General features: G+C 72.4%; 13 protein-coding genes. 10 read left to right on the forward strand and 3 right to left on the reverse strand.

Annotated features, from left to right (window positions below):
- Nucleotides 1-50 precede the first annotated feature (50 nt).
- A complete protein-coding gene (locus CT688_RS10915) occupies nucleotides 51-644 on the reverse strand; it encodes a TetR/AcrR family transcriptional regulator (RefSeq protein ID WP_228549493.1) in 594 nt (197 codons plus the stop codon).
- Nucleotides 645-689: 45 nt separating this feature from the next.
- On the opposite strand from CT688_RS10915, the gene CT688_RS10920 reads away from it, so the two are divergent.
- The 5 genes from CT688_RS10920 to CT688_RS10940 all read left to right on the forward strand — a co-directional run bounded on the left by CT688_RS10920 (nucleotide 690) and on the right by CT688_RS10940 (nucleotide 5,319).
- Nucleotides 690-1,919, forward strand: coding sequence for an oxygenase MpaB family protein (locus CT688_RS10920; RefSeq protein WP_107756909.1), 1,230 nt, complete (start codon nucleotides 690-692; stop codon nucleotides 1,917-1,919).
- A 99-nt stretch (nucleotides 1,920-2,018) separates the two neighbouring features.
- Nucleotides 2,019-2,660 (forward strand): hypothetical protein, encoded by a 642-nt coding sequence (locus CT688_RS10925; protein WP_231750304.1) that lies wholly within the window; start codon nucleotides 2,019-2,021, stop codon nucleotides 2,658-2,660.
- Complete coding sequence (locus CT688_RS10930) at nucleotides 2,657-3,097, forward strand: hypothetical protein (protein ID WP_107756911.1); 441 nt, start codon at nucleotides 2,657-2,659, stop codon at nucleotides 3,095-3,097. Before CT688_RS10925 ends, CT688_RS10930 begins: the two co-directional genes overlap by 4 nt.
- Before the next feature lie 49 nt (nucleotides 3,098-3,146).
- Nucleotides 3,147-4,472, forward strand: coding sequence for an alpha-hydroxy-acid oxidizing protein (locus CT688_RS10935; protein ID WP_107756912.1), 1,326 nt, complete (start codon nucleotides 3,147-3,149; stop codon nucleotides 4,470-4,472).
- Between the two features lie 40 nt (nucleotides 4,473-4,512).
- On the forward strand, nucleotides 4,513-5,319 hold the full coding sequence (locus CT688_RS10940; protein ID WP_107756913.1) for a glycosyltransferase: 807 nt from the start codon (nucleotides 4,513-4,515) through the stop codon (nucleotides 5,317-5,319).
- A gap of 20 nt (nucleotides 5,320-5,339) precedes the next feature.
- Here the strand turns inward: CT688_RS10940 and CT688_RS10945 are convergent, their stop codons facing one another.
- Together CT688_RS10945 and mfd are read right to left on the reverse strand one after the other, a co-directional pair.
- A complete protein-coding gene (locus CT688_RS10945) occupies nucleotides 5,340-6,146 on the reverse strand; it encodes a MazG nucleotide pyrophosphohydrolase domain-containing protein (RefSeq protein ID WP_231750305.1) in 807 nt (268 codons plus the stop codon).
- A 56-nt stretch (nucleotides 6,147-6,202) separates the two neighbouring features.
- On the reverse strand, nucleotides 6,203-9,883 hold the full coding sequence (gene mfd, locus CT688_RS10950; RefSeq protein WP_107756914.1) for a transcription-repair coupling factor: 3,681 nt from the start codon (nucleotides 9,881-9,883) through the stop codon (nucleotides 6,203-6,205).
- Between the two features lie 279 nt (nucleotides 9,884-10,162).
- Between mfd and CT688_RS10955 the strand changes: the two genes are divergently transcribed.
- From CT688_RS10955 to CT688_RS10975, 5 genes are read left to right on the forward strand one after another with little or no spacing between them, the layout of a single operon-like run.
- On the forward strand, nucleotides 10,163-10,687 hold the full coding sequence (locus CT688_RS10955; RefSeq protein ID WP_107756915.1) for an MSMEG_0572/Sll0783 family nitrogen starvation response protein: 525 nt from the start codon (nucleotides 10,163-10,165) through the stop codon (nucleotides 10,685-10,687).
- A gap of 4 nt (nucleotides 10,688-10,691) precedes the next feature.
- Complete coding sequence (locus CT688_RS10960; protein WP_107756916.1) at nucleotides 10,692-11,582, forward strand: carbon-nitrogen hydrolase family protein; 891 nt, start codon at nucleotides 10,692-10,694, stop codon at nucleotides 11,580-11,582.
- On the forward strand, nucleotides 11,575-11,871 hold the full coding sequence (locus tag CT688_RS10965) for an MSMEG_0570 family nitrogen starvation response protein (protein WP_107756917.1): 297 nt from the start codon (nucleotides 11,575-11,577) through the stop codon (nucleotides 11,869-11,871). Before CT688_RS10960 ends, CT688_RS10965 begins: the two co-directional genes overlap by 8 nt.
- Nucleotides 11,868-13,151: an MSMEG_0569 family flavin-dependent oxidoreductase gene (locus tag CT688_RS10970; RefSeq protein WP_107756918.1), complete on the forward strand. Its 1,284-nt coding sequence runs from the start codon at nucleotides 11,868-11,870 to the stop codon at nucleotides 13,149-13,151. The genes CT688_RS10965 and CT688_RS10970 overlap by 4 nt, the downstream gene beginning before the upstream one ends.
- Nucleotides 13,148-14,242 carry an MSMEG_0568 family radical SAM protein gene (locus CT688_RS10975; RefSeq protein ID WP_107756919.1) on the forward strand — a complete coding sequence of 365 codons (1,095 nt, stop codon included), beginning with the start codon at nucleotides 13,148-13,150 and terminating at the stop codon, nucleotides 14,240-14,242. The genes CT688_RS10970 and CT688_RS10975 overlap by 4 nt, the downstream gene beginning before the upstream one ends.
- Nucleotide 14,243: the final 1 nt, after the last annotated feature.

Below are 14,243 nucleotides of genomic sequence, written 5' to 3' on the forward strand. Positions count from 1 at the left end.
TCCCCTGATCTCAGCCGCGCTGAGCTGATGTCGGCAGCGCTGCCCCGATCTCAGCCGCGTTGCGCGTATCCCCCGGCCAGAGCGGTGAACTCGTCGAGGAGCGCCTCTCGGCTGATCCGCGGCCGATCCAACACCCAGCGCACGGCCACGTTCTCCACCGCCATCACGATCACCCACGCGCGCACGGCGGGATCGCCGACCGGAACCCCCGCCGCGGAGAGGTAGACGGAGAGCAGTTCGCGCACCCGGAGCTCGAGCGCGTGCTGCGCGGCCCGGTGACGCACGGCGGGCAGCTCCTCCCACACGATCCGCAGCAGCCCGGCGTCCGCCTCCAGGGCGGTCAGCAGGGCGTCGGCGATCGAGCGCACCGAGCCTGGGTCGCGGACGTCGACGGGGCCGGCGCCGGCGAGAGAGGCGGCCACCCGATCGGAGATCTCGGCCGACCACCGGTTCATGACCTCGGTGACCAGGGCCGACTTGTCCGGGAAGTACTGGTACAGCGAGCCCGGGCTGACGTGAGCCTGGTCGGCCACGCGGTTGGTGGTGAACGACTCGTAGCCGTCACGCACGAGCACGATGCGAGCGGCGTCCACGATCCGCTCGACCATGGCCCGGGACCGTGCCTGCTGGGGGACCTTTCGCATGAACGCGAATTGTATGCGAGTAAAAACTCGCGTCATAGTTGCCCCATGACCACAGCGCCTGAGCGTGACGCCGTCACCACCCCGTATCCGACCCGACACCGCGAGGCCGAGGACCGCTCCCGCCGCATCGGCCGCGCCCTGAAGCACATCGCCCGCGTGGACCGGGTCGACGAGCACCTCATGGACCGACTGGGCCGCGGATACCTGGAGAAGGACGAACCCGGCGCCCGGCTGGCCCGCGCCATGCGGCTGCGGTCCGGCGAGCCCGGGGCCGTGACCCGGCGACAACTCGACCAGGCCCTGACGAGCGGGACCGCGGGCCTGCCGGACGACGCCCCCGAGGCACTACGCGACTACCTCGCCCTGCTCGAGGACACCCCGGACTGGGTGGACTGGGATCAGATCTCCCGCGGACAGCGGGTGTACCTGCGCCTGGGCCAGAACGCCGCGGACATCCTGCTCCAGCTCTCCCTCATCGGGGGTTACCGCTTCGGCGGCCCCACCGACCTCCTCGTGGCCACCGGCGGACTGACCGGCAGCACCACGCTGCGGCGCCTGGCCGAGACCAGCCACTGGACCATGTCGCTGTCGATCCCCGACGGGTTGCGGCCGGGCGGCGAGTCGTGGCGCCTGACCGGGCACGTGCGGGCCATGCACGCGGTGGTCAACGAGGCCATGGAACCGCGCTGGGACACCGGACGCTGGGGCCTGCCCATCAGCCAGAGCGACCTGGCCGCCACCCTGGGCCTCTTCGACGCCGTGGTCCTGTTGGGCGTACGCACCCTGGGCGTGCCGATCTCCCGCGAGGACTCCGACGCCGTGATGCACGTGTGGCGCTACGTGGGATGGCTGTTGGGGGTCGACGACGACTTCCTGGTCGACCACGAACGCGACCGGCACCGGATCAATTACCACATCCTGCTGGCGCAGGCCGGACTGAGCGAGGCCGGCCCGCAGCTGACCCAGGCCCTGGTCGCGGCCCAGCGCGAGCGCTCCCGCAGCGGGCCGTTGCCCGGCGTGCAGGCGTGGGTGGCGCACGAGCGACTCCTGAGCATGCTCACGGTGCTGCTCGGCCGCGATTCCATGCGCGAGTTCGGGCTGCCGGTCCGCCCGCCGTGGGCGCACGCCTACCTGGTGGCGCTGAACGGGCTGCGGTACCGCACCCCGTGGGGCCGCGCCCGGCTCGACTCGTGGGGCGAGAAGGTCCGGGACCGCGAACGCAAGCAGACCTTCGGGGACGCCGCCGCCGACATCGGTCGCCCGCTGTCGTCATGAGGGATCCTCGCCTCATGAGGCCTGCTCTCCTTATCCCGAAGAATTAGGTCCTTCCGGCTAATTACTCACAATTAGGCATTTTCGCCTCATGTCAGCCGAATGTGGCAGGATCGCCTCATGTACGTGGTGACGATCGACCAGCGCGGCAGCCGCGACGCCGACGATCTCGTGCCGGGACTGCTCGAGGCACTGGAGGGCATCCCCTGCGCGGCCGTCTTCGAGCGCACCGCCGGCGACGAGGTCCAGGGCCTGCTCACGGACCCCGCCGCGGTGCGCCGCGCCGTACTCGTCGCGCTGCGCGGGGGCCAGTGGCACTGCGGCGTGGGAGCCGGAGAAGTCGACGACGACTCCTACGCCTCCGGCACGAGGGCCGGCCGGGGTCCGGCGTACCTGGCAGCGCGCGACGCGGTCGAGGCGGCCAAAGGACTGAGCAGCTCGGTCGCGGTGCGCGTCCCGGTAGAAGCGACGTCCGAGGCGGTCGCCTGGGCCGCCGACTGCGAGGCCGTGTGGGGACTCACCGCTCCCCTCGTGCTCGACCGCACCGAGGCGCAGTGGCGGGTCGTGGACGCCGTCGACCGCTCCCCCACCCAGGCGGCGGCCGCTCACGCGCTGGACATCACCCCGGCCTCGGTCACCGGCGCGCTTCGGCTCTCCCGCATCCGCGAGGAGCGGGCGGCGTACCCCGCGCTCGACCGGCTCCTGTCCGGCGCGCACGACGCGGCCACGGGGGCCGCGCGATGAGCACCTGGCCCGAGTGGATCCCCACGCTCATCGTCGTCGTCATCAGTCTGCTCGCCTCGGCCGGGCTCGGATCACCGATCGCCTCGCTGGTCCTGCGCTCCGCCCACGTGCCCGACCCGCCGACGGTCGAGCTCAGCGGAGACTCCCGCAGCCCGGTGGTGGAGCGGCGCGAGACCTCAGAACCACAGGTCCGGGAGGTGCTGCGGGGCGGGATGTGGATCGGGATCCTCGAACGGGTGGGGCTCACGGCGGCGATCCTGGCCGGTCGGTTCGAGCTGGCGGCCGTGGTGGTGGCCATCAAGGCGTTGGGCCGCTACCCGGAGATCCGCGAGAACCCGGCCGTGAGCGAGCGGTTCATCATCGGCACCCTCGCCTCCCTGCTCGTGGCCGCCGCGTGCGGGGCCACCGGGCTCGCGGTGCTGGGCCTCGTGGGCTGACCTCGTCCGCCACCCGCGGCCGGATCGACCCCTCAGTAGGCTCGACCGCATGACCTCTGACTCCCTGACCGAGCCCGAGAACATCGCCCCCGGCCGCGCTCGCCAGAACACCATCTACCGAGCGGGCGTCTCGGGCATCACCCCCTCGGTGCCCACCAGCGCGGACACGCTCGAGGCCGCCGCACGGCGCGCCCTCCTGCGTCGGCCCGGCGGCCGGAGAGCCTGGGCCTACGTCTACGGCGGCGCGGGCTCCGGGGAGACGATGAGCGCCAACCGCGAGGCCCTGGACCGGCGCCGGTTGGTCCCGCGCGTCCTGCGCAGCACCGAGCAGCGCGATCTGTCGACGGAGGTGCTCGGGCAGTCGCTCCCCGCGCCCGTCCTCGTCGCCCCCATCGGCGCGGCGGGACTGGTGCGCCGCGACGCCGACGTGCACATCGGCCGCGCCGCGGCCGAGCGCCGGTTGCCGTACATCCTGTCCTCGCAGGGGTCGTCCCCGATGGAGGCCACGGCCGCGGCCATGAAGGACGCGCCGCGCTGGTTCCAGCTGTACTGGAGCAGGGATGAGCAGCTCGTGGACAGCTTCATCTCCCGGGCGGAGGCCGCGGGCGCCGGCGCGCTGGTCGTCACCCTCGACACCACGACGCTGGGCTGGCGCCCCTGGGATCTGGACCTGGGCTCATTGCCGTTCACGCGCGGGGTCGGGATCGCGCAGTACACCTCGGATCCACGGTTCGTCGAGATGGTGGCCGAGCGGGTCGCGCAGGAGGCCGATCCGGGTTCCGGCCCGGAGCCGGAGGCGGTCAAGGTCACCCCCAGGGCCGTCGTGACGCTGCTCGAGATGGCCCGGAACCACCCGGGTGGGTTCCGCAGGAATCTCAGCGCGCCGGAGACCCGCGCCGCCGTCCAGACCTTCCTCGACACGTTCTCGAATCCGGCGCTGAACTGGGACCACATCGCCACCCTGCGGGACCGGACCCGCCTGCCGGTCGTGCTCAAGGGCGTCCTGCACCCGGACGACGCCCGGCGGGCCCTGGACATGGGCGTAGACGCGGTCATGGTCTCCAACCACGGAGGCCGGCAGGTGGACGGGTCCATCGGCACCCTGGACGCCCTCGTGCGCATCCGCGAGGCCGTCGGTCCCGAGCCGACCCTGCTGCTGGACTCCGGCATCCGCAACGGCACCGACGTGGTCAAGGCCATGGCGTGCGGCGCGGACGCCGTGACCATCGGGCGGCCCCACATCTACGGGTTGGCCATCGCCGGGCAGAAGGGGGTCGGCGAGGTGCTCGACAACCTGCTCGCCGAGATCGACCTCACGCTGTCGCTGTGCGGCGCGAGTTCGTGGGACGACGTGGACGGCTCGTTGCTGGCCTGAGAGGGTCGCGTCGGCTCGTCGGATCGAGAGGGAGGAGCCCATGCGGGACCCCGAACTGACCGTCCTGCTCACCGTCTACCACGCGATCGAGCCCTCACAGCTGCGCGACGCCCTGGCCAGCGTGCACGCTCAGACCGTCCAGCCGGCCGAAGTGGTCGTGGTGGAGGACGGCCCCCTGTCGCCAGCGCTGATGGAGGTGCTCGACTCCACCCCCAGACTGCGCAGGTTCGCCCTCCCCGAGAACTCGGGCGCCGCGGCGGCGTCACAACGCGGGCTCGACGAGGTCCGCACCAGCTGGGTCGCCCGCCAGGACGCCGACGACATCTCCCTGCCCGAGCGGTTCGAGCGTCAACTCGACGCCGCCCGCGCGCTCGGGGCGGATGTCCTGGGGTCGGCGATGCTCGAGTTCGACGCCGATCCGGAGCGTCCCACGGCCCTGCGTGCCCTGCCGACCGAGCACGAGGACATCGCCCGCTACGCGCGCATCAACAACCCGGTCAACAACCCGTCCCTGCTCGCGCGAACCGAGGCCATCCGTGCCGTCGGGGGGTACCGCACGGTCCCGTACCAGGAGGATTACGACCTGATGATCCGGCTGATCGGCGCCGGGTACCGCCTCCACAACCTGCCCGAACCGCTCGTGCGGTTCCGGGTCACGCCCGCCCAGTTCAGCCGTCGCAAGAGCCGCGCGCTCACCGCGTCCGAGCGGATCATCCAGCGCACCCTCCTCGACGCGGGCATGATCTCCCGCCCCCGCGCCGTGGCCAACTACCTCGCGCGCAACGCCTACCGACGGTTGCCCGCTCCCGCCATGAACGCGGCCTACCGGCGACTCTTCCACCGCTGAGCCGCGCGCTGCGGGCTGGTTCAGGCGGGCCGGGCTGGCCAGGCGGCGCGCCAGTCTTCTGCGGCGGCGTCCGCGACCGGGACGTCGAGCCGCGCTTCGGCCTCGCGGAGGTCGCGCGCGAAGCTCCTGACCACCTGACGGTAGGCGACCTCGGCGGAGCCGAAGCCGGGGTCGGAGCCGGACTCGGAACCGACAGCGGAGCCGGACCCGGGCTCTGAACCGGATACGGCCCGCGCGTCCGGACCGTCGTCGTGCTCGCCGGCGGTGTGCTCGCCTGCGGTGTGCTCGTGGAACAGGCCGGCCGCGTCCACCTGCACCACTCTCATCCGCGAGGGCACCAGGTCGCCGGGCACCCCCGCCGCGCGGGCACGGGCCAGCACCTTCTGCCCCAGGGCGAGGGCCGGCATGTCCCAGGGGATCCCGTCGACGACTCCCCGCGGCGGGCGGTCGGCGCGTTCGGCGGCCTTGGCCTCCTGCCACAGGCGGTCCTGTTCGGTGGCGTCGAGGCCGGCCGCGCCCTCAGCGGTGAACCAGTAGGGCGCGCGCCGGCGCAGCTTGTCCAGCAGGGCGCCGGCGACGTCGTCGATGTCGAACGACCCCTCGGCCCGCCCCTCACCGATCGCGGCGTGGAACAGCACCTGCAGGAGCAGGTCGCCCAACTCGGAGACCATCTCGTCGCGGTCGCCGTCGGCCACGGCGTCGACCAGCTCCCAGGACTCCTCTAGCAGGTACGGCAGCAGCGAGGCATGGGTCTGGGCGGCCTCCCACTCGCCGTCGCGGCGGATCCGGCCCATCACCTCGACCGCCTCGGCGAGCCGATCGCCCACGCCCGATCCAGCGCCCGGCCCATCGCCGGGGCTGGGCTCGCGACCGGGCTCGGGACTCACACCGACACCGGCTCCGCCTGGATCACCGGGTTCGAGCCCTCCGGGTCCCCGGCCATGGCGGTGAGGAAGTCGGCGGCGTACTGCAGCATCTCGTCGTCGCGCGCCTTCTCCGCGCCCGCCCCGGCACGCGCTCCGGCGGCCTTGGGCAGCGGGAGCAGCACGGTCTTCTGCGTGGCCCGGTACTGGGCGGCCGGGTACATGCGCTTGAGGCGGATCTGCTGCGAGTCGAGCAGGTCGAGCGGGCCCACGCGCAGGCGGGAGCCGGCCAGCACGATCTCCCGCACCTTGTACTTCTGGCACACGAGCCGCAGCCGCGACACCGACACCACGCGCCGGGCCTCGGCGGGCATGGGACCGTAGCGGTCCACCAGTTCCTCGACCACCGCGTCGATGTCCTCGGGAGCCCGTGCCTGGGACAGCTTGCGGTACGCCTCGAGTCGCAGCCTGTCGCCGTCGACGTATTCGACCGGGATGTAGGCGTCGACGGGGAGCTCGATGCGGATCTCGCCCACCTCCTCCTCGACCTCCACGGACTCGCCGTCGGCGATGGCGCGGTACGCCTCCACCGCCTCGCCGACCAGACGGATGTAGAGGTCAAAGCCGACGCCGGCGATGTGCCCGGATTGTTCGGCGCCCAGCACGTTGCCGGCCCCGCGCAGCTCGAGGTCCTTCATCGCCACGGCCATGCCGGCACCCAGGTCGTTGTTCTGCGCGATGGTCGCCAACCGGTCGTAGGCGGTCTCGGTGAGCGGCTTCTCGGGGTCGTAGAGGAAGTAGGCGTACCCACGCTCACGCGACCGTCCCACGCGCCCGCGCAGCTGGTGCATCTGCGACAGGCCCAGCTGGTCGGAGCGGTCGACGATCAGGGTGTTGGCGTTGGAGATGTCCAGGCCGGTCTCGACGATGGTCGTGCACACCAGCACGTCGTATTCGCGGTTCCAGAACCCGCCGACGGTCTGCTCGAGCTGCTCCTCCCCCATCTGCCCGTGGGCCACCACCACCCGCGCCTCGGGCACCAGGTCGCGGATCTTGGCCGCGGTGGCGTCGATGGTCCGCACCCGGTTGTGCACGTAGAACACCTGCCCCTCACGCAGCAGTTCGCGGCGGATCGCGGCGGCGACGTGCTTGTCCGAGTGCGCCCCCACGTACGTGAGCACGGGCAAGCGCTCCTCGGGCGGGGTGAGGATCTGGCTCATCTCCCGGATCCCGGCCAGCGACATCTCCAGCGTCCGCGGGATGGGCGTGGCGGACATGGTCAGCACGTCCACGTGGGTGCGCAGCGAGGTGATGTGTTCCTTGTGCTCCACGCCGAAGCGCTGCTCCTCGTCCACCACCACCAGGCCGAGGTTCTTCCACCGGACACCCGTCGCGAGCAGGCGATGGGTGCCGATCACCACGTCCACCGTGCCGTCGGCCAGGCCCGCGAGGATCTCCTTGGCCTCCGCGTCGGAGGTGAACCGGCTCAGGCCCTTGACGGTCACGGGGAACCCGGTCATGCGCTCGACGAAGGTCGCCTGGTGCTGCTGGGCCAGCAGCGTGGTGGGCACGAGCACGGCCACCTGGGTGCCGTCCTGCACGGCCTTGAACGCCGCCCGCACCGCCACCTCGGTCTTGCCGTAGCCCACGTCACCCACCACCACGCGGTCCATGGGGGCGGTCTTCTCCATGTCCCCCTTGACCTCCTCGATCGCCGTGAGCTGGTCGACGGTCTCGGTGAACGGGAACGCGTCCTCCATCTCCCGCTGCCACGGGGTGTCGGGGCCGAAGGCGCGGCCGGGTGCGGACTGCCGCTTGGCGTAGAGCTGCACCAGCTCGGTGGCGATCTCGCGTACGGCCTTGCGGGCCTTGCGCTTGGTGTTCTGCCAGTCGGCGCCGCCCATCTTGCTCAGCGTCGGGGCCTCCCCGCCCACGTAGCGGCTCAGCTGGCCGAGGGATTCCATGGGCACGAACAGGCGGTCTCCGGCGCCGCCGCGCTTGCCGGGCGCGTACTCGATCACCACGTATTCGCGCCGGCTCGAGCCGTCCCCGCCGCGCACCTGCCGCTCGACCATCTCCACGAACCGGCCGATGCCGTGCTGGTCGTGCACCACCCAGTCGCCGGCCTTGAGGGCCAGGGGGTCCACCTGGTTGCGGCGCTTGGCGTGGCGCGCCTTGGGGCGCGCGGTGGCGCCGAGTCGGTTGCCGGTGAGATCCGTCTCGGAGACGACGACGAGCTGGTCCCCCTGCTCCCCGGAGTCGGTCGCCAGCGCGAACCCTCCGTGCAGGATCGCCTCGTACACCGACACCACGCCGGGGGCGGGCTCGGATCCCGCCGGGGCGGCGGTGGCCGGGACCTCGGCCTCGGACAGTCGCTCCAGGACGCGATCGACGGTGCCGTGGCCCGGGACCACCACGGCCGCCCGGCCCCCGGAGGCCATGAGCGCCCGGAGTCGGACGAACATGGCCTGCATCTCCGAGTCCTTGCCGCGCGGCGCGGGCGGATCGCCGGCGGGCGCGTCGACCACCTGGCCGTCCTCGGGGTCGGTGAGGAAGCCCGGGGGGACCAGCTGCCACCAGGGCACGCCGGCGGCGGAGGCCTCGGAGCGGACGGCCGAGAAGGTCCGGTACCCCGAGCCCGACAGGTCCAGGGTCTCGCTGTCCACAGGGGCGTCGCCGCCCATGGTCGCGGCGGACCACGAGGCCTCGAGGAACTCCCGGCCCGCGGAGGCCAGGTCGGCGGCGCGGCGACGGACCTTGTCCGGGTCGCACACCACGACGCGGGTGCCCGGCGGCATGAGCATCGGCAGCGTGGCCATCTCCTCCGGCACGAGCACCGAGGTCAGTGCCTCCATGCCGTCCCGGGGGATCCCCTCGGCCAGCGAGTCCAGCAGCTCCGCCAGGGTCGGGTTCTCGCGGTGCGCCTCGGCCAACCGCCGTGCGCGCTCGCGGACGTCCTCGTCGAGGAGCAGCTCCCGGCAGGGGAACAACACGGCCGAGTCGACCTCTCCCTCGGGCAGGGACCGCTGGTCGGCCACGGAGAACTCGCGGATCTCGGCGATCGTGTCCCCGTCGAACTCCACGCGGAGCGGGTGGTCGGCGGTGGTGGGGAACACGTCCACGATCCCGCCGCGCACCGCGACGTCACCGCGGCGGGCCACCATGTCCTCGCGGCTGTAGGCGAACTCGGTCAGGGTCGCCAGGAACTGCGCGGGGTCGAGCTCGGCGCCGCGGGCCAGCCGGATCGGCTCGCGGCGGGCCGCCCCCGGCGAGATGGGCTGCACCACGGACCGCGCCGCCGCCACGACGATCCTGGGGGCCCGCCCGGCCATCACCGAGTTCAGGACCTGCAGCCGGCGACCGATCGTGTCGGAGGCGGGCGACAGGCGCTCGTGCGGAAGCGTCTCCCAGCTGGGGAACTGCGCCACAGCCGCATGTGACTGGCTTGGGTCGTCGACGAGCCCCGCCAGCTCGTCGGCCAGTTCCTCGCACTCGCGCTCGGTGGCCGTCACCACCAACAACGGCGCGCGCTCGGCCAGGGTCGCCACCAGGAACGGCCGCAGGGCCTCCGCGGCCCGGACCACCGCGGCGTCCCGGTCCAGGCCCGCCCGCAGATCGGCCAGCGCCGGGTTCGCGGCGACCGCCCCGGCCAGGCCGGACAGAGCTGCGGTCGTGGTGGGGCTGCTGACAGTGGTGGTCACGCGTGTGAGTCCTCCGGGTGGGTGGGCGCGGCGGACGGGGCCGCACGGAGAGCACCAGTGTAGTCAGCCTCGACAGCACCGAGCGCGGGCGTGACCCCGCTCACCGGACCCCATCGTCGCGGGCCGCGGCCCCACCCGTGTGTTACGTGGACGCCGGACGGGTTGTTCCAATCGCAACCACCCGGTAACGGACCGACACTCAGCGGTAACGCCGCGGGCGTGTACTCGCTGCCATGTCACCGGAACCCCTCCGGTGACCCCGTCCCCGAGGAGCCCACAGTGCCCGAGTTCGACGCCGCCATCACCGAGAACATCGCCGCCTCCCTCAAGGAGATCCCGCACCCGTCGCTGCCCAAGGGCACGAGCATCTACGGCGGCACCAAGATCTTCCCCGACTACAAGGCCGAGGAGGGCGAGTCGTACTTCACCCTCGTGCACGGCATCGCCCACGAGTCGTCCGTCTCCTTCGTCGCCGTGCTCCAGGCCACCCGCGCCCTGCGCAAGGGGTTCGAGTCGGCCATCTACTTCTACGGCCCCGGCGCCATCAACTGCCTCGCCACCCGCGGATTCCCCACCACCGGGGACTCCGGCTTCCCCGGCGAGCAGAACATCAACGAGTCCCTCGAGGCGTTCATCTCCGAGGGCGGGACAGTGTTCTGCTGCCGCTTCGGGCTCGGCCTCCACGGCGGCCGCGAGGAGGACCTGATCGAGGGCGTGATCCCCGCGCACCCGCTCGACGTTCAGGACGCCCTGATCCACTACGCCCGCAAGGGCGCCATCATCAACTCCACCTACATGGTCTGACGTCATGACCACCATCGGCTCGGTCGCGGCCAACTTCACCCGCGACCTCGAACAGAACTACCGGACCATCGCCCACTACGCGGAGCTCGCCCGTGAGCGCGGGGTCGACTTCCTGGTCTTCCCCGAGGCCGCCATCGGGGGCTATCTCTCCAGCCTCGGCAACCACGGCGACACCACGCGTACCGCCCGGTCGCTGCCGCCGGCGATCCGTCTCGACGGCCCCGAGATCGCCCGCGTCCGGGAGATCGTCGGAGACCTGGTGGTGGCCATCGGTTTCTGCGAGCTGGGCGCCGACGGCGTGAGCCGCTACAACGCCGCCGCCGTCCTCGACGGAACCTGCGTCTACGGGACCTACCGCAAGGTGCACCAGCCTCTCGGGGAGAACATGTCCTACGCCTCCGGCGGCGACTACCAGGTCTTCGACACCCCGGTCGGGCGGGTGGGCCTGCAGATCTGCTACGACAAGGCGTTCCCCGAGGCCGCTCGCGTCATGGCCCTGCAGGGCGCGGAGATCATCGCCTCCCTGTCGGCGTGGCCGGCGGCGCGCACGGCGACCGCCGCCAACCTGCAGGAGGACCGCTGGACCTACCGGTTCAACCTCTTCGACTCCGCCCGGGCCCTGGACAATCAGGTGTTCTGGGTGGCCTCCAACCAGGCGGGGACCTTCGGGTCGCTCCGGTACGTGGGCAACGCCAAGATCGTCGATCCCGGCGGGAACGTCCTGGCCACCACCACTCTCGACGAGGGCCTGGCGGTCGCCGAGGTCGACATCGCGGGCACCTTCTCCGCTATGCGCGCCGGGATGTTCCACCTGCGCGATCGGCGTCCCGACGTCTACGGGCCGCTGGTCGAGCTGAACGACCCGGTCGAGGAGAGGAGGCTCGCCAGTGCCTGAGATGAACTTCGCCGTCCGGTGGCCCGACGGCACGGTCCGGGACTACTACTCCCCCAGTCTGGTGATCCACGACCACCTCACGGTCGGCGAGCGACTCAGCGTCGCCGAGTTCCGCGCCCGGGCCACCCACGCCCTCACCGAGGCGGGCGAGCGGGTCCGCGCCCGCTACGGGTTCCTGTGCACCTCCGCCGCCGAGACCGCCGCGCAGGTGACCTCGGCGAGCCTGGCCCACCCCGGGGACGCCCTCGTCGAGGTGGTCGCCATGGATCCTCTCGAGGAGCACCCATGAGCCCCACACAGGTTTCCCCCGGCACCCACATCCCGGTGCTCGTCATCGGCGGCGGCCAGGCCGGTCTCTCGGTGAGCCACCACCTCGGCGCCGCGGGCGTCGAACATCTGGTGGTGGAGAAGCAGACCGCCGTGCACGCCTGGGCCGACACGCGCTGGGACTCCTTCACGCTCGTCACCCCGAACTGGCACTGCCGACTGCCGGGCTACCACTACGAGGGGCCCGACCCCGACGGGTTCATGACCCGCGACCAGGTGGTGGAGTGGCTGCACGGGTGGCTGGAGACCTTCGAGCCGCCGTTGGCCGAGCACACGGCCGCCACGCGGCTCCGCCGGACCGGGACCGGCTTCGAGGTGACCCTCGCCGGCCCGGTCGGCGAGCGGACGGTCACCGCGGACGAGGTGGTGGTGGCCACCGGCGGCTACCCGATCCCCGTGATCCCGCCCTACGCCTCCTTCCTCGATCCCGCCGTGGTGCAGCTGCACTCCGAGCAGTACCGCAATCCCGACCAGCTGGCCGAGGGCGCGGTCCTGGTGGTGGGGTCGGGCCAGTCCGGTGCGCAGATCGCCGAGGACCTGCACCTCGCGGGCCGCCGTGTCCACCTGGCGGTCGGCAACGCCCCGCGCGTCGCCCGGTTCTACCGGGGCCGGGACTGCATGACCTGGCTCGCGGACATGGGGCTGTACGACACCCCCGCCCAGCAGTACCCGGGGGGCAAGGCCGCGCAGGAGAAGACCAACCACTACGTCACCGGCCGCGACGGTGGACGGGACGTGGACCTGCGGCGCTTCGCCGCCGAGGGGATGCGCCTCTACGGCACGCTCACCTCCGGACGGGACTCCGAGCTGCGCTTCGCCCCGACGCTGACCGACGCCCTGGACTCGGCGGACCGGGTGTACAACTCCATCTGCGCCGACATCGACCGGCACATCGACGCCCACGGGATCGACGCCCCGCCGCCGTCGCGGTACTCCCCGGTGTGGGCGCCCGAGGCCGACCCGACCTCACTCGACCTGGCGGCCGAGGGGATCACCACCATCATCTGGGCCATCGGCTACCGGCCCGACTACCGCTGGATCGAGGCCAGCGCCTTCGACGGCGCGGGCCACCCCATGCAGACCCGCGGTGTGACGGAGGTGCCCGGCCTGTCGTTCGTGGGCCTGCCCTGGATGCACACGTGGGGTTCCGGCCGGTTCCTCGGGATCGACCGCGATGCGAAGTACCTCGCCGACGGCATCATCGCCCGGCGTCACGCCAACCGAGAGGAACGCGCATCATGACCACCTCCACCACCACAGCGGCCGCCACCACCGCAGGGGCCACCTCGACACGGGTCGACCTGGCGCTGCTCGGCATCCGGGGCACCCCGCCCCTGCACCGCAGCGGGGGCGCGGGGCCGAGCGACGACGGGCATCTCGTGGTCTCCGGGCGCGACGCCGCGCTGCCCCGCAACCCCGACAGCCCCTTCGTCTTCGACGGCGACCGGGTCCTGCGCGACGGGGTGGACACCGGGCTCGAGATCTCCGCGATCGGCCGCCCCCGCTTCTACGACCGCCGCACCGCGGACGGGGTGCCGTACGAGAAGATCGCGCGGCTCCACGGCCGGGACGTCCTGGCCACGACGGTGGTGCAGACCTGCATCCGCTACCGCCGCGACGAGCGCTGCCGGTTCTGCTCGATCGAGGAGTCGTTGCGCTCCGGCACCACCGTGCCGGTCAAACAGCCCGAGCAGCTCGCCGAGGTCGCGCGCGCCGCCGTGGACCTCGACGGGGTCCGGCAGATGGTCATGACCACGGGGACCTCGGCCGGCCGCGACCGCGGGGCGGCACACCTGGCGCGCTGCGTCCGGGCCGTCCGGGCCGCGGTCCCGGACCTGCCGATCCAGGTCCAGTGCGAACCGCCCGCCGACCTGGCGGTGCTGACCGACCTCCGCGAGGCCGGTGCGGACGCGATAGGCATCCACGTCGAGTCGCTCGACGACGACGCCCGCCGGCGGTGGATGCCCGGCAAATCGACGGTCCCCCTGACCGAGTACCGGGCCGCCTGGGACGAGGCGGTCCGGGTGTTCGGACGCAACCAGGTCTCGACCTACCTCCTCGTCGGGCTCGGCGAGGACCCCGACGAGATGATCGCCGGCGCGCGGGAGCTCGCCGACTCGGGGGTCTACCCGTTCATCGTCCCGTACCGCCCCCAGGCGGGGACGCTCGCCGTCGACGTCGACGGGGCTCCCGCACCAGACCACAGGCGGGTGGAGTACATCAGCCGCGAGGTGGGTGCACACCTGCAGCGCCTGGGGATGGCCGGGTCGGACCAGCGCGCGGGTTGCGCGGCGTGCGGGGCGTGCAGCGTCCTGCAGTCGGTCGGCGGGTGAG

It is taken from the genome of Dietzia sp. JS16-p6b (assembly GCF_003052165.1).
Taxonomy (GTDB): Bacteria; Actinomycetota; Actinomycetes; order Mycobacteriales; family Mycobacteriaceae; genus Dietzia.

Bases quoted from the DNA above. Each gene is read 5' to 3' on its own strand.
- CT688_RS10930 (WP_107756911.1), top strand. From the start codon at position 2,657: ATGAGCACCTGGCCCGAGTGGATCCCCACGCTCATCGTCGTCGTCATC.
- CT688_RS10920 (WP_107756909.1), top strand. From the start codon at position 690: ATGACCACAGCGCCTGAGCGTGACGCCGTCACCACCCCGTATCCGACC.
- CT688_RS10960 (WP_107756916.1), top strand. From the start codon at position 10,692: ATGACCACCATCGGCTCGGTCGCGGCCAACTTCACCCGCGACCTCGAA.
- CT688_RS10970 (WP_107756918.1), top strand. From the start codon at position 11,868: ATGAGCCCCACACAGGTTTCCCCCGGCACCCACATCCCGGTGCTCGTC.
- CT688_RS10925 (WP_231750304.1), top strand. From the start codon at position 2,019: ATGTGGCAGGATCGCCTCATGTACGTGGTGACGATCGACCAGCGCGGC.
- CT688_RS10940 (WP_107756913.1), top strand. From the start codon at position 4,513: ATGCGGGACCCCGAACTGACCGTCCTGCTCACCGTCTACCACGCGATC.
- CT688_RS10915 (WP_228549493.1), bottom strand. From the start codon at position 644: ATGCGAAAGGTCCCCCAGCAGGCACGGTCCCGGGCCATGGTCGAGCGG.
- CT688_RS10975 (WP_107756919.1), top strand. From the start codon at position 13,148: ATGACCACCTCCACCACCACAGCGGCCGCCACCACCGCAGGGGCCACC.
- CT688_RS10935 (WP_107756912.1), top strand. From the start codon at position 3,147: ATGACCTCTGACTCCCTGACCGAGCCCGAGAACATCGCCCCCGGCCGC.